23 protein-coding genes and 1 other RNA gene are annotated in these 20,651 nt (G+C 48.4%); 2 read left to right on the forward strand and 22 right to left on the reverse strand.

Going from position 1 to position 20,651, the window contains the following annotated elements:
* Positions 1–121 precede the first annotated feature (121 nt).
* Entirely contained in the window at positions 122–670 is a 549-nt protein-coding gene (hxlB, locus tag K7G97_RS13050; RefSeq protein WP_223040743.1) for a 6-phospho-3-hexuloisomerase, read from the reverse strand.
* On the reverse strand, positions 671–1,306 hold the full coding sequence (gene hxlA, locus K7G97_RS13055; RefSeq protein WP_214805356.1) for a 3-hexulose-6-phosphate synthase: 636 nt from the start codon (positions 1,304–1,306) through the stop codon (positions 671–673).
* A 204-nt stretch (positions 1,307–1,510) separates the two neighbouring features.
* On the opposite strand from hxlA, the gene K7G97_RS13060 reads away from it, so the two are divergent.
* Positions 1,511–1,876: a transcriptional activator HxlR gene (locus tag K7G97_RS13060; protein ID WP_087681320.1), complete on the forward strand. Its 366-nt coding sequence runs from the start codon at positions 1,511–1,513 to the stop codon at positions 1,874–1,876.
* A 56-nt stretch (positions 1,877–1,932) separates the two neighbouring features.
* On the opposite strand, the gene K7G97_RS13065 is transcribed toward K7G97_RS13060, so the two are convergent.
* From K7G97_RS13065 to K7G97_RS13135, 15 genes are all read right to left on the reverse strand, one after another.
* The gene (locus tag K7G97_RS13065) at positions 1,933–2,442 is read right to left on the reverse strand and encodes a GNAT family N-acetyltransferase (RefSeq protein WP_223040744.1); all 510 of its coding nucleotides are present in this window, start codon (positions 2,440–2,442) and stop codon (positions 1,933–1,935) included.
* 62 nt (positions 2,443–2,504) lie between these two features.
* Positions 2,505–3,512: a YecA family protein gene (locus K7G97_RS13070; protein ID WP_223040745.1), complete on the reverse strand. Its 1,008-nt coding sequence runs from the start codon at positions 3,510–3,512 to the stop codon at positions 2,505–2,507.
* Positions 3,513–3,647: 135 nt separating this feature from the next.
* Positions 3,648–4,006, reverse strand: a transfer-messenger RNA (tmRNA) gene (gene ssrA / locus K7G97_RS13075).
* Between the two features lie 58 nt (positions 4,007–4,064).
* Positions 4,065–4,535 carry an SsrA-binding protein SmpB gene (gene smpB / locus K7G97_RS13080; RefSeq protein WP_023469198.1) on the reverse strand — a complete coding sequence of 157 codons (471 nt, stop codon included), beginning with the start codon at positions 4,533–4,535 and terminating at the stop codon, positions 4,065–4,067.
* A 32-nt stretch (positions 4,536–4,567) separates the two neighbouring features.
* Positions 4,568–6,922, reverse strand: coding sequence for a ribonuclease R (gene rnr, locus K7G97_RS13085; RefSeq protein ID WP_023469199.1), 2,355 nt, complete (start codon positions 6,920–6,922; stop codon positions 4,568–4,570).
* Positions 6,923–6,936: 14 nt separating this feature from the next.
* Positions 6,937–7,677, reverse strand: a complete 741-nt coding sequence (locus K7G97_RS13090) for an alpha/beta hydrolase (protein ID WP_023469200.1) — start codon at positions 7,675–7,677, stop codon at positions 6,937–6,939.
* Positions 7,678–7,778: 101 nt separating this feature from the next.
* Entirely contained in the window at positions 7,779–8,012 is a 234-nt protein-coding gene (gene secG, locus K7G97_RS13095) for a preprotein translocase subunit SecG (RefSeq protein ID WP_023469201.1), read from the reverse strand.
* A 147-nt stretch (positions 8,013–8,159) separates the two neighbouring features.
* A complete protein-coding gene (gene rbsB, locus K7G97_RS13100; RefSeq protein WP_035396322.1) occupies positions 8,160–9,077 on the reverse strand; it encodes a ribose ABC transporter substrate-binding protein RbsB in 918 nt (305 codons plus the stop codon).
* Positions 9,078–9,104: 27 nt separating this feature from the next.
* Positions 9,105–10,073, reverse strand: a complete 969-nt coding sequence (gene rbsC, locus K7G97_RS13105) for a ribose ABC transporter permease (RefSeq protein WP_050678685.1) — start codon at positions 10,071–10,073, stop codon at positions 9,105–9,107.
* Between the two features lies 1 nt (position 10,074).
* The gene (locus tag K7G97_RS13110) at positions 10,075–11,553 is read right to left on the reverse strand and encodes a sugar ABC transporter ATP-binding protein (protein ID WP_029342468.1); all 1,479 of its coding nucleotides are present in this window, start codon (positions 11,551–11,553) and stop codon (positions 10,075–10,077) included.
* 12 nt (positions 11,554–11,565) lie between these two features.
* Positions 11,566–11,955, reverse strand: coding sequence for a D-ribose pyranase (gene rbsD / locus K7G97_RS13115; protein ID WP_058713319.1), 390 nt, complete (start codon positions 11,953–11,955; stop codon positions 11,566–11,568).
* Positions 11,952–12,830 (reverse strand): ribokinase, encoded by an 879-nt coding sequence (rbsK, locus tag K7G97_RS13120; protein WP_223040746.1) that lies wholly within the window; start codon positions 12,828–12,830, stop codon positions 11,952–11,954. The genes rbsD and rbsK overlap by 4 nt, the downstream gene beginning before the upstream one ends.
* A complete protein-coding gene (locus K7G97_RS13125) occupies positions 12,827–13,807 on the reverse strand; it encodes a LacI family DNA-binding transcriptional regulator (RefSeq protein WP_035396314.1) in 981 nt (326 codons plus the stop codon). The genes rbsK and K7G97_RS13125 overlap by 4 nt, the downstream gene beginning before the upstream one ends.
* A 200-nt stretch (positions 13,808–14,007) precedes the next feature.
* Positions 14,008–14,247, reverse strand: coding sequence for a hypothetical protein (locus K7G97_RS13130; RefSeq protein ID WP_035396311.1), 240 nt, complete (start codon positions 14,245–14,247; stop codon positions 14,008–14,010).
* Positions 14,248–14,603: 356 nt separating this feature from the next.
* Positions 14,604–14,948 carry a hypothetical protein gene (locus K7G97_RS13135; protein ID WP_087681328.1) on the reverse strand — a complete coding sequence of 115 codons (345 nt, stop codon included), beginning with the start codon at positions 14,946–14,948 and terminating at the stop codon, positions 14,604–14,606.
* Between the two features lie 135 nt (positions 14,949–15,083).
* Here K7G97_RS13135 and K7G97_RS13140 point away from each other — a divergent pair, with 135 nt between their 5' ends.
* Positions 15,084–15,404 carry a hypothetical protein gene (locus K7G97_RS13140; protein ID WP_035409954.1) on the forward strand — a complete coding sequence of 107 codons (321 nt, stop codon included), beginning with the start codon at positions 15,084–15,086 and terminating at the stop codon, positions 15,402–15,404.
* Between the two features lie 138 nt (positions 15,405–15,542).
* Here the strand turns inward: K7G97_RS13140 and K7G97_RS13145 are convergent, their stop codons facing one another.
* From K7G97_RS13145 to tpiA, 5 genes are all read right to left on the reverse strand, one after another.
* The gene (locus K7G97_RS13145) at positions 15,543–15,791 is read right to left on the reverse strand and encodes a hypothetical protein (protein WP_230088506.1); all 249 of its coding nucleotides are present in this window, start codon (positions 15,789–15,791) and stop codon (positions 15,543–15,545) included.
* 12 nt (positions 15,792–15,803) lie between these two features.
* Entirely contained in the window at positions 15,804–16,715 is a 912-nt protein-coding gene (locus K7G97_RS13150; RefSeq protein WP_035396308.1) for an acyl-ACP desaturase, read from the reverse strand.
* Between the two features lie 269 nt (positions 16,716–16,984).
* On the reverse strand, positions 16,985–18,277 hold the full coding sequence (eno, locus tag K7G97_RS13155; protein WP_023469213.1) for a phosphopyruvate hydratase: 1,293 nt from the start codon (positions 18,275–18,277) through the stop codon (positions 16,985–16,987).
* 59 nt (positions 18,278–18,336) lie between these two features.
* Positions 18,337–19,884: a 2,3-bisphosphoglycerate-independent phosphoglycerate mutase gene (gpmI, locus tag K7G97_RS13160; RefSeq protein WP_195864534.1), complete on the reverse strand. Its 1,548-nt coding sequence runs from the start codon at positions 19,882–19,884 to the stop codon at positions 18,337–18,339.
* Positions 19,885–20,637 (reverse strand): triose-phosphate isomerase, encoded by a 753-nt coding sequence (tpiA, locus tag K7G97_RS13165; RefSeq protein WP_023469215.1) that lies wholly within the window; start codon positions 20,635–20,637, stop codon positions 19,885–19,887.
* Between the last annotated feature and the right edge of the window lie 14 nt (positions 20,638–20,651).

Below are 20,651 nucleotides of genomic sequence, written 5' to 3' on the forward strand. Positions count from 1 at the left end.
GAAGATTACGAAAAGAGGGAAAGGAGAATTTCTGATTAATACGCATTCATACACGAAAGATCTACAGACAAAAACAGACTAGCCCTCTTCTATTGAAGAGAACTAATCTGTTTCATATGTTTCACTCTAAGTTGGCATGTTTTCCGTACATCGTTTGCGAATCAAGCTGCTTATCTTCCATGATCTGCATAATCAAGGCATCATAGAACAACAACATCGTCTGTTCAAACAACGAGCCCATCGGTTGAACCGTCTCGTCCGCTGATGCCGTTTGTTCTTTCGGAACTCCGGGCAGTTTGACGACTAAGTCGGCTAATCGCGCTAACGTTGACGTCGGACTGATCGTGACAACGGCAACGGTTCCACCGAGTTGCTGTGCTTTCTCGACGATTGGAATCAAGGTTTTCGTCTCACCCGATCCGGAACCGACGATTAACACGTCACCCTCACGTAAATTCGCCGTGACCGTCTCGCCTACGACATACGCGTCGAGTCCCATGTGCATCAACCGCATGACGAACGCTTTCCCCATCAAGCCGGAGCGACCGGCTCCTGCGAGAAAAATTCGGTTCGCTTGCAGCACAGCGTCTGCCAGTTCTTTCGTCTCGGTCGCATCGATTGCTTCGACCGTCGAAGTCAGCTCTTCGATAATTGTTTGAATGTGTGTCATTTACGCCTCTTGCAGCATCCGGTGCATCGTTGACGCTGTCTCTTGTTTATCATCTTGTCCCGTGATCCCGCCACCGACGATGATCAGATCAGGGCGTGCAGCGATGACTTCCGGTAACGTCTCCATCTTGATACCACCCGCAACAGCTGTTTTTGCATTTGTCACAACTGACTTGATTGTCGCAAGATCCTCAAATGAGTTTTGACCGACTGCTTGGAGATCGTAACCTGTGTGGACACAGATGTAGTCGACGCCTAACGCATCCAGTTCTTTCGCCCGTGTTGCGATATCTTTCACGGCAATCATGTCGACGAGAATCTGTTTGCCTGATTTTTTTGCTTCTTCGACTGCCCCTTTGATTGACATGTCTTCCGCTGCCCCAAGGATCGTCACGATGTCAGCACCGTGTGCGACAGCTTGACTGACTTCGTAACCGGCAGCATCCATGATCTTCAAGTCAGCGAGGACCGTTAAGTTCGGGAAGGCGGCTTTCATTTCTTTGACGGCGCGGAGCCCTTCGTTGATGACGACCGGTGTGCCGATTTCAACGATATCTAGATTGTTTTCCCCGATTTCTTTGACTAAAGCAATCGCACCTGCTGTATCGACTAGATCAATTGCGAGTTGTAATTTCATTTTATATCTCTCCCATTCTTCTCTATATTGTCGTACCTGACACTTCCTTCGGACATTCATGAAGGAACAGGACTAAATATAATCCGCAGGAGCATTCTTGAGAAGTACGCACTTTTAATTTACATAGTGCGGTTTTTCATACATAGTGCAGAAAAGTATACTGTCGACTGAAAGAAAGTCTATACTGGAGCAGGAGGTGGATCGATGCCACATTTTGAAGACCGTCAGTTTAACTGTGAGAAGGAATTGACCCTCTCGATCATCGGGGGCAAATGGAAGATGCTCATTCTTTGGCACTTAGGCAAGGAAGGAACGAAACGCTTCGGGGAACTGAAAAGTCTGATGCCTGGGATCACGCAACGGATGCTCGTCAATCAACTGCGCGAACTCGAGGAACACCATATCATTCACCGGGAAGTCTACCCGGTCGTACCACCGAAGGTCGAATACTCGTTAACACCGCACGGACATAGCTTAATGCCGATTTTAGACGCGATGTATGACTGGGGTAAGGATTATGCGAAAAATGTCTTGGAGATCGATTTCGAGCAACAAAAGATATCGCCATAAAAAAGATGCTCACGGTCTCGTCTCCTTTTAGAGATAAGTCCACTGAGCATCTTTTTTTAAGATTCTTCTGTCGTATAGATTTTAGACATCGCCAGTTCATCAACGTATTCGCCATCGATGAAGAGTGATGCGATCCGTGTTCCTTCGATGTTGAAGCCAAACTTATGATAGAGCTCGATTGCTCGCAAGTTATCCTTGCGAACCGTCAACTCGAGTCGGATGAGTCCAGCTTCAATCGCAAAGGCATCCACCGCTTCAAGTAGACCCGCACCGAGTCCACGACCTGTATAAGCATCAAGCAAGCCGATGACGAGATTCGCCCGGTGACGAATCCGACTCGGTTCCCCACCGACGACGAGCACATACCCGACGAGTTGGTCATCGACGTCCACGACAAAGATGTCCGAGTTGGCAGCCTGACCAAACTTCTCGATGAACGCCTCTGCCTGTTCCGTTGACAGGACGCGTTCCTCTGGCTCATACAACATATATTTCGTTTCGCGATCAATGCGTCGCATCAAGTCCGATAAGGCTTTCCCATCCATCAACGTGGCGCGTCGTATCATAGTTTTCAGCTCCGTTTATGATTAATATTTTCACTTATATTAAAAATTTTTTTAAGTATAATCTAAAGAGTGAACATCGACTTTCTTTTTTCCTCTGTATTTAATAGATACTTGATATGCGAATAATCATGATAATCTACATAATCAGAGTGCATATTTATATTTATAGCAGATTGATCTAATTCTACCAAAATAGCATTATAATCATAATCATAGTAGAATTTATATCCCTTATGACCAATGTCCGGAAAATTATTTTTGAATTTCTCATTGTACTTAGGTTTATAATAATTAATTAAAGCGGCTTCTGTCACATTAACTATTTGACTATCCAAATATAAAGGTGGGGCTGACAAAACTTTTTTCAAATGTTTTTCATCTTCTTCAGTAGACACCAAAAATCCATTTCGCCCATCAAATGAGGTTATTAATCGTGGGGTAAACTCCCATACTGTAATTGCAATTTCTGAGTTTATATCTTCATGTGAAACATCAGCCATAATTTTTTGTAGAGTTTCGTGAGACCTTAATCTGGTCAACGCATCTCTATTTCCCTCTTTCCCATATGATTGTCCAATATATAGTACTTCACAATCAAGCGGTTCAGTAGAAAAAGCTGAGTAAACATAAAGTATATCTGCTTTTACTCCTCCGCCGTGTCCATCTTTCATAAATAAAGTTTTATTACCTTCAAATACGAAATCGACAGTCATTTTATGGCGCGGAATTTGTAAAGTCGTAATTTTTTCAACTGAAGTTATACCATGTCTTATCTGAAGTTCTATATGATTCTTGAACACTTTAATACTATCTTCTACAAAGCTTAATCTTTTAATTTTATTTATCATATAAATATGATAACTAGCCTCCGACACATTTATAGTATCTAATAAATTTGGATAAGCAATAGATGCATAAGATGAAAATGTATGTAATGCAAATTCACTCATATACTTTCTAGGAATACTGTTATTTAACTGTGTTGAAGAGTGTTTAGGATCGTCCATGCAACATCTTTTAAATTTTTTTCCTGACATGCAAGGACATTGCTGATTTCTTCCAATTTTCATTTTTTCAATCCTTTTATTTATGATTTTGAAAACAAAGTTATTATATTTAATATTTTTATTATTGAATACTAAAAAGTACCTTAGTTGTAAAAATCTAAACAACTAAGGTACTCTTTGAAATCCACTGATTTCGTCGTATGGAGACGGTGGGAGTCGAACCCACGTCCGAAGGCATCGTATACTTAAGCTTCTACGTGTGTAGTCAATTTATTGGGATCTCGTCGTCAGGCTGCCAATTGACAGGCGTCCGTCCGACCAGTCTGATTCCATCTCTTCTCTTTCCCTCCAGACGGAAGGGTCCAAGCGTAGCCTGTTTAAAGTGAGACCCTAGAAATCAGCCGACCAGGCGACAGCTGCTAGGATCCGCAGTTGCTATTACGCTGCTGCGAGTTGTGTGTTAGTTTTGCCAGTTATGGCTGGTGCGTTTTAACGAGGCCGACCCCTCGACACGCCACAGAAGACCGAACTACCCCCGTCGAATCCGTAACGTCCCCAAGATATAAAATTGGGGCTTTCCGAATACTAATATTCTAGCAGAAAAGTGTTACGGGTTCAATACTTTTGCTTATCGCGTAGTGCTCGCTCGATATCACGCTTCGCATCTTTCTTCTTCAGGTCATCGCGTTTATCGAACTTCTTCTTCCCGCGCCCGAGTCCAATCAAGCATTTCGCGTATCCGTTCTTGATGTAGACCTTAAGCGGTACGATCGTATAACCGTCCCGTGAGACCGCCCCGATCAAGTTCGCGATCTGTTTCTTGTGTAGTAACAGCTTCCGTGGGCGGAGCTGCTCATGGTTGTAGCGGTTTCCCTGTTCGAAGTGGGCGATGTTCGAGTTCCAGAGAATCGCTTCTCCCCCGTCGAACCGGACGAACGCGTCCCCGATACTGATTTTTCCTTTACGGACCGATTTGATCTCCGTTCCTGTCAAGACGAGACCGGCTTCAATCGTATCCTCGATCGCATAATCGAACGAGGCCCGTTTGTTGTTCGCTAAGACTTTCGAATCTGTTCCCTTTGGCATGTTCGTTCACCACATTTCCGATGCGGAAGCGCTTATTTGCGCTTCCGTTTCTTATTCGAGACCGCCTTATGGAACGGCGGTTTATCTTTCTTATTCTTTAACGAGAATCCTTTTCCCTTGCTTTGGTCGCTCTTACCCGACCGTTTCTTGCCACGACGATCGTCCTTCTTCTTGTCGTCGCGTTTTTGTCCCGGACGTCCACCGCTTGAGCGGATCGTCTTCGACTCGAACCGTTTCTTCGGTTGCCGTTCTGGCATTCCGACGACGCTGAAGTCAATCGTCCGTTCATCGATGTTGACGTTCGTGACCTTGATCTCGACGACATCACCGATCCGGAACTGTTGCTTCGTCCGCTCACCGATCAGCTGATAGTTCGCTTCATCGTAGCGATAGAAGTCATCCGTCATCGCTTGGATGTGAACGAGTCCCTCGATCGTGTTCGGCAATTCGACGAACATCCCGAAGTTCGTGACTCCACTGACGACCCCTTCAAACGTCTCACCGATGTGTTGCTCCATATACTCGGCTTTCTTCAAGGCGTTCGTTTCCCGCTCGGCATCAACGGCACGACGCTCGCGTTTTGACGAGTGATCGGCGATTTCCGGTAAGATTTCCGAGTAACGGTCTTGCGTCTTTTGTGACTTATCGTTGTAGATGACATATTCACGGAGCAGACGGTGGACCATCAAGTCCGGATACCGACGGATTGGTGACGTGAAGTGCGTGTAGTAGTCCGTCGACAGACCGAAGTGACCAATCGGTTCGATGTCGTATTTCGCTTGTTGAAGCGAACGGAGCATGACCGTACTGACGACGGCTTCTTCCGGCTCACCTTCAACAGCGTTGAGGATCGATTGCAACGTTTTCGGTGCGACTGACTCACCCTTACGTTCGACGTTGATGCCGAAGTTACCGATGAACTTGAAGAACGTATCGAGACGTTCTGCTTTTGGCTCATCGTGGATCCGGTACATGAACGGCAGTTTTTGACGCTGGATGTGCTCGGCGACCGTTTCGTTCGCCGCAAGCATGAACTCTTCGATCAGCTTTTCAGCGACCGACCGTTCCCGGAGAATGATCTCACTCGTCTTGCCTTCTTCGTTGACGAGGACCTTCGCTTCTGGGAAGTCGAAGTTGATCGCCCCACGACGTGAGCGACGTTCGCGAAGGATTGCTGCGAGTTCCGCCATCTTGTCGAAGTACTCGACGAGATCTTGGTACTTCGCGATCACTTCTTCGTCTTCGCGTTCGATGATTTTCCGGACATCCGTGTACGTCATCCGTTCCGTCGTCTTGATGACACTTTGGAAGATTTCATGGTTGACGACAGCACCGTTCGCATCGATTTCCATGATACAGCTGAGCGTCAGACGATCGACGTGCGGGTTGAGCGAGCAGATCCCGTTCGATAGACGGTGCGGAATCATCGGGATGACACGGTCGACGAGATAGACACTCGTTCCGCGCTCACGCGCTTCTTCGTCGAGTGCTGAATCTTCTTTGACGTAATGCGAGACGTCGGCGATGTGGACACCAAGCTCGAAGTTGCCGTTCGCTAATTTTTTAACGTGAACCGCATCATCGAGGTCTTTTGCGTCTGCCCCGTCAATCGTCACCGTCAATTCATTCCGTAGATCGACGCGTCCGACTAGATCTTTCTCATCGATTTGATCCGGTACAGCATTCGCCTCAGCGATCGCTTCCGGTGAGAAGTCGACATTGATGCCGTGCTTATGGACGATCGACAAGATATCGACGCCTGGGTCATTCTTGTGACCGATGATTTTCAAGACTTTCGCCGTTCCGGCGTAACGACCATCCGGATACTTCGTGATCCGAGCTAGGACTTTGTGGCCATCAACGGCACCAAGTGTATCGTCGTTTGCGACGACCGGTAAGAACGTCAGCTTCGTATCATCCGGTTCGATGTAAGCGATCGACTCGATCCGTCCTTTTGGACTGACGAACGTTCCGACGAAATCAGCTGGTCCACGTGAGAGAATCTTGAGCAGTTTCCCTTCACGACGGTCGCCGCCGTTTGACTCGGCAAACACTTTGACGAGGACACGGTCGCCGTTATAGACGTTCTTCAGCTCCGGTGCCGGTAAGAAGATGTCGCCTTCTGAACCGTCTTCCGGTGAGACGAAACCGAACCCGCGTTGGTGGACGGAAATCTTCCCTGCGACTTGACCGATTTGCGCAAGCGTTCCGTACTTGTTCGAGCGTGTCCGGGCGATCAATGCTTCGTCTTCCATCGCGTTTAGCGTCCGAATCAATTCCTTGAATGCTTCCGTATCCGCTAGTTCTAGTTTTTTCGTTAATTGATCAATCGACAACGGACGTTCTTCCGTCGTGATGACCGTTAGTATTCGTTCACGTAATTCCAACGTGACACCTCCAGTTACTTGCTCCAGTTCAATGACTCCAGGAAGTCCAAGATGTCAGAGTGGAGCTGGTCTTTTTCTTTGTCGAGCGTAATGACGTGACCTGAGTTCTCATACCAGATCAGCTCTTTTTGGAAGGCACTGACTCCATCATGGATGATGTTCGCGGAGTCGGTGTTAATCATGTGATCATTGCGCGCTTGGACGACGAGCGTCGGTGCGTAGACGTCCTCAAGCGAATCGCGTGTCTCGCGCAACAGTTCCTGCAAGTCCTTCAAGGTCGGCATCGGTTCGAAGGACGCCATCTCGTGGTCGATCTCTTCTTGTGATTTGCCTTCTCGCTTCTTGAATTCTCGTGCGTACTCGGTGACTCCTGCATACATGACTTCTTCACTTTTGATGTAGGCGGGTGCACACATCGGGATGACCGCTTTGACCGGACGGTTCATCGATAACTTCAGTGACATGACGCCACCGAGCGACAATCCGCAAACGGCGATTTCGTCATAACCTTTGTCGACGAGTTCCTGATATCCGGCAAGGACATCCTGCCACCAGTCGGCTGGCCCGGTCTTCGTCAGCTCTTCGGGTGGGGCAGCGTGCCCTTTATATTGTGGTGCGAGGGACGTATAGCCCTGCTTTTGCAAGTAGCGACCGAGGATGCGGACATCCGCGCTCGATCCCGTGAATCCGTGTAATAGTAAAACGGCACGTGGGCCGGCTTCGAAAAAGAATGGTTTTGGTAAAGTGATTTTCATAAAATGATTCCCCCTCTAACTCTATACCCCATATCCGGAAAAAATGAATATCGAGAAATACAAAAAACGACAGCGCGATCATACGGCTGTCGTTTCAATGCTCACTTATAAAAAGCGACGAGTAACGCCAAGATGAAGAGTAATGCCCCTAAGATAGACGCCACACGATTTAGGACCGCATCCAAGCCACGAGCTTTTTGGCGACCAAATAATTGTTCTGCTCCACCCGTCAATGCTCCGAGTCCGGTCGTACGACCCGACATCAATAGAACGACGATGATGAGAAGAACGGAAACGACGATGAGGCCGACAAGAGCCACGTTATGAATGATCATCGATGATCCTCCTTCAGTAATATACGCTTCTTTCATTATAGAGAAAAACAAGTACGGGAACAAGGAATAGATTTAGGAACTTTTTCCTGCCTGCTCCACCTGATGAAAAAGAGACACCTGAATCGTCGACTCAGGTGCCTTATTTCCTTATTGTTTGATCAATTCGAGATCGACTGGGATGTTCTTCTCGACTGTTTCACCTTTTAAGTGCTTGATTGCTGTCTCGACACCCATTTTCCCGATCTCAGTCGGTTTTTGAGCGATCGTTCCTGCCATTTTTCCGTCTTTGACGGCTTTGACGGCATCATCCGTCGCATCGAAGCCGATGACTTTAACATCATTGAGACCCGCTGCTTTTAATGCTTCAACCGCACCGAGTGCCATTTCATCATTGTGCGCGAAGACGGCTTTGATGTCTTTGTTGTTTTGAAGGATGTTCTCCATGACCGACAAGCCTTTTGCTCGGTCGAAGTTTGCTGCTTGTTTTGCGACGACGTCAAGTTTACCGTCGACTGCTTCATGGAACCCTTTCCCACGGTCACGAGTTGCGGATGCTCCTGGAATCCCTTCGAGCTCCACGACTTTAGCTTTATCGCCGACGAGTTCGATCATGTATTCACCTGCTTGTTTCCCACCCGCGACGTTATCCGACGCGATGTGTGCGACGACGTCGCCTGCTTCTGCATTGCGGTCAACTGTGATGACGGGAATGTTCGCATCGTTTGCTGTTTGGACGGCTGCACCGACTGCTGCTGAATCCGTTGGGTTGATCAAGATGAGATCGACTTTCTTTTGAACCATGTCTTCGATGTCGCTTGCTTGTTTTGCCGCGTCATCTTGTGCATCCGCGACTTGAAGCGTTGCGCCTTGTGCTTTTGCTTCTTGTTCTGCCCCTTCTTTTAACGAGACGAAGAATGGGTTGTTGAGGGTTGAAATCGAAAGACCAATCTTGAAGTCCTTCGTCTTCTTCTTCGTATCCCCGTTGCTGCTGCCCGGCTGTTCCGTCGAACAGGCGGCTGCGAAGACCATTAATGCCATCATGACGACTGCAAGTAATTTTTTCATCTGTAGATCCTCCTTTTTGAGTGTGGGTTACGCTGCTTGTTTCCGGTCCGCGAGTACCGCGAACAAAATGACCAAACCTTTGACGACGAGTTGGAAGAACGAGGAGACACCAAGCAAGTTGAGACCGTTGTTCAGTGTTCCGATGATCAAGGCACCGATCAAGGTACCGACAATCCAGCCACGACCACCTGACAGGCTCGTCCCACCAAGGACGACCGCTGCGATGGCGTCGAGTTCGTACGATGTCCCCGCTGTCGGCTGCGCCGAGTTCAGACGGGACGTCAGGATGATGCCGGCGAGTGCTGCCATCAAACCTGAGAGGGAGTAGATCATGATTTTGACTTTATTGACTTGAATCCCCATCAACTTCGCTGCTTCTTCGTTCCCACCGATCGCATACGTATAGCGACCGAACGTCGTCTTCTTCAAGATGAAGTAGAGAACCGCGAAGGCGATCAACATCGTCAGAACCGGTACTGGGAAGATCCAGAAGTAACCGCGTCCGAACAATTCGAACCAGCCACCTTGGCTCAGACCAGTGATTGGTTTCCCGTCCGTATAGACGAGCGTCAATCCGCGGAAGATCGTCATCGTCGCAAGTGTCGCGATGAACGGTGCGACCTTCCCGAGCGAGATGACCATCCCGTTCAAGGCACCCATGACGGCTCCGACGATCAATCCAGCCAGAACAGCGATCAACGCTGACGTTCCGTCCGTCATCAGACCCGCGACGAAGGCGGACGAGAGCGCGAGAATCGAGCCGACTGATAAATCAATCCCACCCGTCAGAATGACGAACGTCATCCCGAAGGCAATCAAGGCATTGATCGAGACTTGCCGTAAGATGTTAAATAAATTATTCAGTGTTAAAAAGTCCGGTTCCATGATCGAGACGACGAGGACGATCGCGAACAATCCTGCGAGTGGTCCAAGCTTTTGTCCGATCCCAAGACGTCTCGGTTTTGCTTCCGTTACCTTGCCTTGCATCAATTCCATATCATTGTCCTCCTGTCGCAAGTGTCATGATGCTTTCTTGCGTCGCTTCCTGTCGTGTCAACATGCCGCTCATCTTGCCTTCGCGCATGACGTAGACCCGGTCGCTCATCCCGAGAATCTCCGGGAGGTCCGAGCTGACCATGATGATCGCGACACCCGCCGCAGCGAGTTCGTTCATGATGAGGTAAATCTCTTTCTTCGCCCCGACGTCGACACCACGTGTCGGTTCGTCAAGGATCAAGACTTTCGGTTGTGTCCCGAGCCACTTCGCGAGGACGACCTTCTGTTGGTTCCCACCGGACAGTGACTTCGCCGGCTGGTCCATCGAGCTGTGCCGGACCGAAAGCGACTTCAAGTATCCTTCTGCGAAATCACGTTCTGCCTGATCCTTGATGACACCGGATCTTGATAACGAACGAATCGTTGGCAACGAGATGTTCTCACGTAGTGAAAAGTCGAGGAACAAGCCTTCGCCTTTACGGTCCTCGGTCAAAAAGCCGATGCCCTGGCGAATTGCGTCGTAAGGTGTCTTAATCTTCAGCGACTGTCCGTTCAGTTCGATCGTCCCATCTTTCAGGCGATCGACCCCGAACAATCCGCGCATGACTTCCGTCCGCCCGGCACCCATCAAACCAGAGAAGCCGATGATTTCGCCTGCCTTGACGGAGAACGAGACATCGTCGAATCGTTTCCCGCTCGCCTGTTTGACCTCAAGGACAGTCGCTCCGATTGACACGTCACGATCCGGATATCGTTCACCCATCTCACGACCGACCATCTCTCGGACGATCTGTTCGAACGATGTCTCGGGAATCGCGTGTGTCGAGACGGAGATACCGTCCCGTAAGACGGTGATCCGATCGCAAAGCTCGAAGATTTCCTCCATCCGGTGCGAGATATAGACGATCGAGACACCTTGGTTGCGCAGCGCCGTCGCGACGCTGAATAAGGCGCGAATTTCCCGCTCCGTTAGTGCGGCTGTTGGTTCATCCATGATGATGACCTTCGCGTCCGTCATCAAAGCTTTTGCGATCTCAATCATCTGTTGCTGACCGACCGATAACGTCCGGGCAAGTTGATCGACATCCATGAAGACGTTCAATTCCGCGAGTTCACGTTCTGCCTGCCGCTTCATCTCGCCTTGCTTGAGAATCCCGAAGCGTGACTTCAACTCCCGTCCGAGGAACAAGTTCTCCGTCACCGTCAAATCCGGGAGGATGTTTAGTTCCTGATGGATGAAGGCAATCCCCGCCTCTTCGGCAAGCTTCGGATTCTTATATTCGACGTCCTGTCCATCGACGCGGATTGTACCTGCGTCCGCTTTATGGACACCGGTCAAAATCTTCATCAGCGTCGATTTCCCGGCACCGTTCTCTCCCATCAAGGCGTGGATCTCACCCGCAGCGAGTTCGAAGTCGACACCTTTGAGGACAGGGACGGGACCGAATGCTTTTTTGATACCTGTCATCTCGATACGCATCGCATGACCCCCTTAAAAGATTACGCCGGAATGGAAGATGACATTTGCGTACGGTGTCGCTTCTCCGGTCCGGATGATGACCTTCGCCTGCTGTGTCTGTTTCTTGAACTCTTCATGCGAGACGAACGTCGTTTCGATCTGCATGGCTTCCAGTGCCTCGAGCACGTCCGGATTCGCTTCTTTGATCTCTGTTGCCAGTGTCAGCTGTTCAATCGCCATGTCACTGGCGACAACACGGACGACATCGAGGAATGATGGTGTGCCGAGCTCCAGTGCTAAATCAATTCGGGCGACTCCGTCTGGAATCGGTAAGCCACAATCGGCGATGACGATCGTATCGGTATGACCAAGATCAGTCAGGACTTTGCTGATATGACTGTTTAAGATACCGTGCTTTTTCATGCGTCTCCCTCCATCTGTTCCCGTGTCGGCATGCCGCCTTGTGCGCCAAGCGCACGAATCGATAAGCCGGCTGCCCGGTTCGCAAAACGAATTGCCTCAACGAGCGGTTGTCCTTCCGTTAACGCGACAGCTAAGGCACCGTTGAACGTATCCCCTGCTCCTGTCGTATCGACGACCGTCGTCTCGATCGCTGGAATCGTCACGATCGACTTACCATCGTAGAAGCGTGCCCCGCGACTGCCTTCCGTTACGATTAATTTATTCGGATATTCCATCAACCAATGTTCGATTGGCTGGTCTTGTCCGAAGATCAAGCCGCATTCATGTTCGTTTGGCGTTAAGTACGTGACGTGTTCAATCAATTCTGGACTGAGTGACATCGCCGGTGCTGGATTCAAGACGACTGGAATACCGGCTGCATGTGCTTCGCGAGCAACGGTCTCAACCGTTTCGATCGGAATCTCGAGCTGGAGTAAGATAATTTCACTGTCTGCTAGAATCGGTGCGAGTGTATCATCCGCAAATTGGACATGTTGATTGGCAGACTGAACGACGACGATTGAGTTGTCGCCTTCAGCGAGCGTGATGTGTGCTGTGCCCGTCCGATCACCTTCAATCGTTTGCAAGTGTGTCGTCTGCACTCCTTGCGTCTTGAAGTTTTCGCGGATCGCTTCACCGTTCGCGTCACTACCGACGCAACCGATCATTTCGACGGTACTGCCGAGACGCGCGACTGCGACCGCTTGGTTCGCACCCTTTCCGCCCGGTACGGTATGAAAGGCATCCCCGATGACCGTTTCGCCTGCACCTGGACGGCGTTTACTTTCGACGACGAGATCCATCGAGATACTACCGATGACACTGATTTGTTTCATGCTTCCTCATCCTTCCGTTTCGTCGTTTCCCGTTCGATGATCTCAACCGTCAACTCATGATGGACGGCGGCAATCGGTGTGCCTTCAATCCGCTGAATCAAGAGTTTCGCGGCTAGTTCTCCCATTTGATAGATCGGTTGCGCAATCGTTGTCAACGGTGGTGAAATCATTTGTCCGAGTTCAATGCCGTCATAGCCGATGACTTGTAGCTCGTCCGGAATTGTAATCCCGCGTTCCGCAGCTACCTGTACCGTTGCTGCGGCGATAACATCACTCGCAGCAAAGATCCCGTTGCAATGATAGTGATCAAACAGATAGTTCGCGGCATCAAGCGCCCCTTGAAAGTGGAACGGTGACTCGATGCTTGCAACGAGATGCGTTCCAGCAATCTCTTCGAAGCCATCCCGTCGTTTCTTGATCGTCGGGAGTTTCGATGGACCACTGATGACGGCCAGTTCCGTCGCACCAGAAGCAAGTAAGAACGAAGCTGCCTTTTTCCCGCCTTCGTATCCGTTTGACGTCACCGTCGGAATCGCACCTTGTAATACACGGTCTAATGCTACGACCGGCACTTCGAGTTCTTCATAGTTCGGATTGTTTGAGTAGTTCGTTGTGATGATCAATCCGTCGACATGCATCGCCTCGAGTGACTTGATATATTCGCGTTCTTTCTGAAACTGTTCGTCTGTGTTACACAAAATGACCTGAAAACCATGTTGATGTGCCATATCTTCCACAGCCCGTGCGAGTTGTGGGAAGAACGGGTTCGTGATGTCTGGAACAATCAATCCGATCAGTCCGGATCGTTTTTGGAACAACGATCGCGCGACCCGGTTTGGTCGATAATCCAATTGTTTGATTGCCTGAAGCACCGCCTTACGCGATTTCTCACTGACATAACCCTTTTCGTTCATGACGCGTGAGACCGTCGCGACGGAGACATGTGCCGCTTTCGCTACTTCCCGGATGGTCGACATGTTTCGCCACCTCTTTCTTTTGATAACGCTTACAAGAATCATCATATTGTGTAACCGGTTACACATCAATCTTTTTTCTTTAAAATATATTTTATTTTTTTCGAGTCCTTGGATTGGACCATAAAAAAAGAAGCCTGACGCGGCGTCAGACTCAAGATAATAGCGTATTGTTATTCAATTGAAATCTTTGGATCATTTTCTTAGATAAAGACGATTAGTGAAAGACCAATCAAAATATTAATGAATCCTAGCCCATCCGTCGCTTTCGTGTACAATGACGGTTTATCTTTTTTGACACTGTCATTCAGAAACATTAATGTCACGGCAATGACTGTCGTTACGCCGAGTGGTGCATTCAAAAAACTATCGGAATACGTAAATAAGTTATTCATAATGTAGACACTGTTCAAAATGGACAAACCGAACAACACTTTATGCATGAAACTCACTCCTATAATCACCAGAATCTTACGAAACCAACTAAGATCTGATTTCGCTCTCCCTCTATTATAGAATATTCTTCCAGTTACTCTTCCTTACACTATTGAAAGAAAGTATCTGGAGGTACACGCAAATACACCGTAAGACAGCGTCACGCCAGCTTACGGTGTATTGATTGTCAGATTAGATAGCACTAGACGATTGATTTTCAGAAAAGACGGAGACTCCTGCGGGAATAGCGGAATAGGTAAGACCCCGCAGGAGCACACGCGACGAGGAGGCTTGCCTTCCGCCCGCGGAAAGCGACGTCTTGGACGGAAATCAATGAACAATCGGAGTCTAGCTAACAAGTCTTTCATCTTTTTGCTTTCCCGGCTCTTTTTCGCTCCACGAACAAACGCCGAATCAAAGCAACAACGAACGCAACGATTGCCAGCGGCTCAAACAAATAAATCAATAGGAACGTGACATCGATGACGGCATCCTCCGGATTATAACGGATGATATAGAGCGCACCGGGTAAGATGGCAATCAGTCCGCCAATTCCGAGTGCCGTTCCCAAAATCAGACTCTGACGCGAAAACCGGCTCGTGATTTGATACAAACCGATGAATAGTATGAGTTCCGTAAAATAGATGAGGCGCAACGGGATGTCACCAATCGACGTATCAAGCCCTAAAAACAAAAACCGAAATAGCATGTCGATTCCCCCTTCCCTCTAGTTCTACCCCGAACAGCGTCCTCGTAATGCTTGATTTCCAGTTTCCCTGCATATCCTCGCTTCAATTAGGGAATAGCTAGAGAGTTACAGTCACATACAGAGAGTTGGGATCGGATGAAAGAAGAACACTCGATGAAGGTCGTCAGTTGTCTGAATGATTATTTCGAACGTCATCAGCAGCCCCTTCAGGTCGATCTCTTACGAGGTCTACCACCGATCGTGCTATTGTTGCGCGATGACGCGAAACGTGCCTTTCCGAAGGAAGCGAACTTGCACGATGAACTGTTACAAGACATCAAACGTTTGATTCAGGAATGTTTGGATCCCGATACACTGCGCGAATTGGGAATCGACGTCGATCTCCCGGACTTTTTCGTGACCCGTGCACCGCTTCATTCTGCCCATCATTATCTCGTTACATTCATCGAAGACTGACTTCATGTTAAAAGCAGCTATTTCTTCTTTCACAAAACATGTGAAGCAAGAGATTACTGCTTTTTTTAGGGATAATAAAAAACCGATAGCGCCAAAGCACTACCGGTTTTGTTTCCCTTCACGTATGGTAAAGACGACTTAATTCTCAACCTCAAGAATCGCTTCGATTTCAGCTTCTACTTCTTTGTTGACCATTTGCGAACGTTTTTTACGTAATTCGAGATCCATCTCCTGATCGATGAACTGATTCGTATGCTTGTCAAAGCAATCAAAGCAGATCGGATAGAAGTCTTTGGCTTCTTTGTTCAGAGAATTGAATTCCCACGTGTCGAGTTCCAAGTAACTGACTTGGTTGTTCGTTTCAGTTCCACAGATTTCACACTTCATCTTCATTCCCCCTTACGCGTCAATCTTCGCTTTTTCGAGTTGGCGTTCTTGACGTTCCTTGATACGCTTCAAACGTCCATGATACTTCATGATGTTCGCTTGAGATTGTTTCGCTTCGTCAGTTGTCGGTTCTAAATCAGCGATGCCCCAGAATTTGACGACGACGTCTAATACTTGGTCGAAGTATTGGAGTGGTCCATAGTTCGTATCAACAGCAATCGTCTTCATCCGTTCCGTGAAGTCCGGCATGACAGCACCTGGCATCGAGAAGTTGATGATGACGTCTTCGAAGAAGACGATGAAGTTCGGGTCAAGCTCTAGATGTGCTTTGACCGTGTCACGATAGAACGCATAATGCAGCGCTTCATCCTTCGCTAGACGACGGAGTAGCGTTGCTAAGTCTTTGTCGTGTGCCCCTGCGATTTTCGCGACGTTGTTATAGAAGACGAGTGTCGCTAACTCTTGCAGTGACGTATATGCCATTGTCGCTAACGGGTTCGTGAAGTCCGGGAACCAGCCGTTTTCAACGACGCGTCTTCTTAATTGATGAAGTCGCGTTGGATTGACGTTTCGCGTGACGAGTAAATACGTCTCGAGTAAGTTCGAATGCTGATCTTCTTCTGCTGTCCATGTCCGGACGAAGTCATTGATGACTTCCATCGAGTTCTTGAATGTATAGTCTAAGTGCGACGTGTACCACGGTAGGTTGACTTCTGTCAGTAATGCTGTCTCGATTGCGACGATGACACCTTCCGGCAGCGTGACTTGGCTTTCGTCCCAAGGAACGCGTTTAAACGACATCGCCTTATCCCACGGAATGAACTCGTGGTAGCTCCAGTCGATGTTGGCTGAACGCTCCTTGTGAAGTCGATATAACTCTTGAATGCGTGGTTCTAAACGGATATCTAAATCTGAATTTAACATGATCGTATCTCCTTTAGACGTATTTGTCATCTTCATCGAGCAAGATGTAATTAATGCCTATAACTATTTAATTTGCACTTATTTATGAGTATAACATTTTAGTCATCTACTAAGATGAATCAATTTTTTGACAGTTTAGTATAGTTTTAATGACAAAAATGGTTTTCATGTTTGACATCGCTTGATACACAAAAAACCTCCTATCCGTGTGTACGTATCACACGAATAGGAGGTTTTCCTTATAGCTTGTTCAAACGATCAACCTGAAATTACTTCTTGAGGTTGTAGAATGATTTGATTCCGTCGTAGACAGCAACGTCTGAAAGCATGTCTTCGATGCGGAGAAGTTGGTTGTATTTCGCGATACGGTCTGTACGTGAAAGTGAACCTGTTTTGATTTGACCAGCGTTTGTCGCAACAGCGATGTCAGCGATCGTTGAATCTTCTGTTTCACCAGAACGGTGAGAAACGACAGCTGTGTAACCAGCTTTTTTAGCCATTTCGATTGCGTCGAATGTTTCAGTCAACGTACCGATTTGGTTAACTTTGATGAGGATCGAGTTAGCGATGCCTTTTTCGATACCTTCAGCAAGTTTCTCAGTGTTTGTTACGAACAAGTCATCCCCAACGAGTTGAACTTTGTGTCCGATACGATCTGTAAGGAGTTTGTGACCATCCCAGTCGTTTTCGTCACAGCCATCTTCGATTGAGATGATTGGGTATTTGTCAACGAGTTGTGCGTAGAATTCAACAAGCTCTTCTGTTGAGAGGACTTTGCCTTCGCCAGCGAGGTTGTATGTTCCAGCTGCTTTATCGTAGAACTCAGAAGAAGCGACGTCCATTGCAAGATAAACATCTTCGCCTGCTTTATAGCCAGCTTTTTCGATTGCTTCAAGGATAACTGTGATTGCTTCTTCGTTTGATTTCAAGTTTGGAGCGAATCCACCCTCGTCACCAACTGCTGTGTTAAGACCCATTCCGCTAAGAACTGATTTCAACGCGTGGAAGATTTCAGCACCCATACGAAGTGCTTCTTTGAATGTTGGAGCACCGACAGGCATGATCATGAACTCTTGGAAGTCCACGTTGTTGTCTGCGTGTGATCCACCGTTGATGATGTTCATCATTGGTGTTGGTAATGTTTTCGCGTTGAATCCACCGAGGTATGTGTAAAGTGGAAGACCAAGCTCATCAGCAGCAGCACGTGCAGCAGCCATAGAAACACCAAGGATTGCGTTAGCGCCGAAGTTACCTTTGTTTTTCGTACCGTCGAGATCGATCATCTTTTTGTCGATTCCAGCTTGGTCGAAGACATCGTAACCGATGATTTCTGGTGCGATTTTTTCGTTGACGTTGTCAACAGCTTTCAAAACACCTTTTCCGAGGTAACGTGCTTTGTCGCCATCACGGAGTTCGACTGCTTCGTGCTCACCAGTTGATGCACCTGATGGTACGAGTGCGCGACCGAAACCGCCATCTTCTGTATAAACTTCTACTTCTACTGTTGGGTTACCACGTGAATCAAGAATCTCGCGTGCGTAAATCTCTGTAATCATTGACATTTAAATTCGCTCCTTTTGTGTGTAAGAAATATGTGGTGTAGCTACTTCGATCGACGGGATTATTTCTTCAATACGATCGATTTACCAGTCATCTCTGCTGGTTGGTCCGCTCCGAGGAGATCAAGGACCGTTGGTGCGAGGTCAGCGAGTGCACCTGTGAGTGGTTCAAGGAGTTCAACGTCCTCGACCGTCACGATACATGGAACCGGTTCCGTCGTATGCGCCGTCATCTTACTGCCGTCCGCATTGAGGACTTTATCCGCGTTCCCGTGGTCAGCCGTGATGACTGCCGCGCCGCCTTTGCTGAGAATCAAGTCAACGACTTTCCCAAGACACTCATCGACAGCTTCGATCGCCTTTTTCGTCGGCTCGAGCATACCCGAGTGACCGACCATATCCGGGTTAGCGAAGTTGAGGATGATCGCGTCGTGTTTGTCCGAGTTGATTGCGTCGACGAGGGCATCTGTGACTTCATAGACGCTCATCTCCGGTTTCAAGTCGTATGTCGCGACTTTTGGTGAAGGGATCAAGATCCGATCTTCCCCTTCGTATGGTTCTTCACGTTGTCCGTTGAAGAAGAACGTGACGTGCGGATACTTTTCCGTTTCCGCGATGCGTAGCTGTTTGAGACCTTGTTTTGACAATGTCTCCCCAAGCGTGTTCTTGATGTCTTCAGGCGGGAAGACGATGTCCGTATCGATCGCATCCGAGTACTTCGTCATCGAGACGAGTAGCAGGTTCTTCGGTGCGTTGTCCGGAATCTCGAATCCGTCGAAGCCACCTTTTTCTTTGTAGACTTTTGAAAGCTGAATCGCACGGTCAGGACGATAGTTGAAGAACACGATCGCATCGTTATCGTGGATCGGTGCGACTGGCGTACCGTCTTCCTGCACGACAACAGTTGGTTCGATGAACTCATCCGTTACGTCTTGTTTGTACGAAGCTTCAACCATGCCGATTGGATCCTTCGTCGTTGGACCTTCACCGAACGTGATGGCGTCATAGACTTTCTTGACGCGTTCCCAACGGTTATCGCGATCCATCGCATAGTAGCGACCAGAGATACTCGCGAATTGTCCAACATTCAATTCATCCATCTTCGCTTGCGCGTCACGGAGGAAACCAGCGCCCGATTGTGGGTCGCAGTCACGACCGTCCGTGAAAGCATGGAGGTAGACTTTTTCGATTTCGTGAAGTTTCGCGAATTCGAGCACTGCATATAAGTGGTTGATGTGACTGTGGATTCCACCGTCAGAGACCAAACCGAAGATATGAAGCGCTGAACCGTATTTCTTCACGTGACCTGCCGCATCGTTCATCGCTTGACGCGAGAAGAACGAGCGATCCTTGACCGCGTTGTTGATTCGGGATAGCGATTGATAGACGACGCGACCTGCACCGATGTTGAGGTGACCCACTTCTGAGTTCCCCATTTGACCTTCAGGCAAACCGACGTATTCGCCTTTCGCATTCAACAACGTATGCGGGTATTGACCCCAGTAACGGTCGAAGTTCGGTTTGTTTGCCGCCGTAACGGCATTTCCGAACTCCTCGTCACGCATACCAAAACCATCAAGGATGATCAGTGCGACTGGACGTTTTTTCATTTAAATCGCCTCCAACAGTTTGAGGAACGATCCTGTCTCAAGACTTGCACCGCCGACGAGCGCGCCGTCGATGTCTGGTTGAGCCATATATTCTTTGATGTTTTCCGGTTTGACGCTACCACCGTATTGGATGCGGACAGCTTCTGCTGCTTCAGCACCGAATTCAGCTGCAACGACGTCACGGACGAATTTACAAGAATCTTGTGCATCTTGTTCTGTCGCTGATTTACCTGTTCCGATTGCCCAGACAGGCTCGTAAGCGACGACGAGATTTTTCACTTGGTCGACAGTAAGACCTTTAAGGCTGTTTGCTGTCTGTTCGCGGATGACGTCTTCGAACTTGCCGCCTTCACGCTCTTCCAGTGTTTCACCTACACAAACGATTGGAACGAGACCGTGCTCGAACGCTTTTTTCGCTTTGCTGTTGATGAACGCATCTGTTTCGCCGAAGTACTCACGACGCTCAGAGTGACCGAGGATGACGTAAGTCACGTCGAGTTCTTTGAGCATGAGCGGGCTGATTTCACCAGTGAACGCACCGCTCTCTTTGTCGTACATGTTTTGAGCACCGATCTTAAGATCCGTACCAGCTGCTGCTTCTGTCAAGTGTGCCAAGAATACTGCTGGCGCACAGACGGCTGCGTCGACTGTCGTCGAAGCAGGTACAGCTCCTTTGACTTCCTCAACGAATGCGACTGCATCCTTGAGCGTCAGATTCATCTTCCAGTTACCTGCGATAATTGGTTTACGCATTGAGAAACACTCCC

The sequence above is a fragment of the Exiguobacterium acetylicum genome, from assembly GCF_019890935.1.
GTDB lineage: Bacteria > Bacillota > Bacilli > Exiguobacteriales > Exiguobacteriaceae > Exiguobacterium_A > Exiguobacterium_A abrahamii.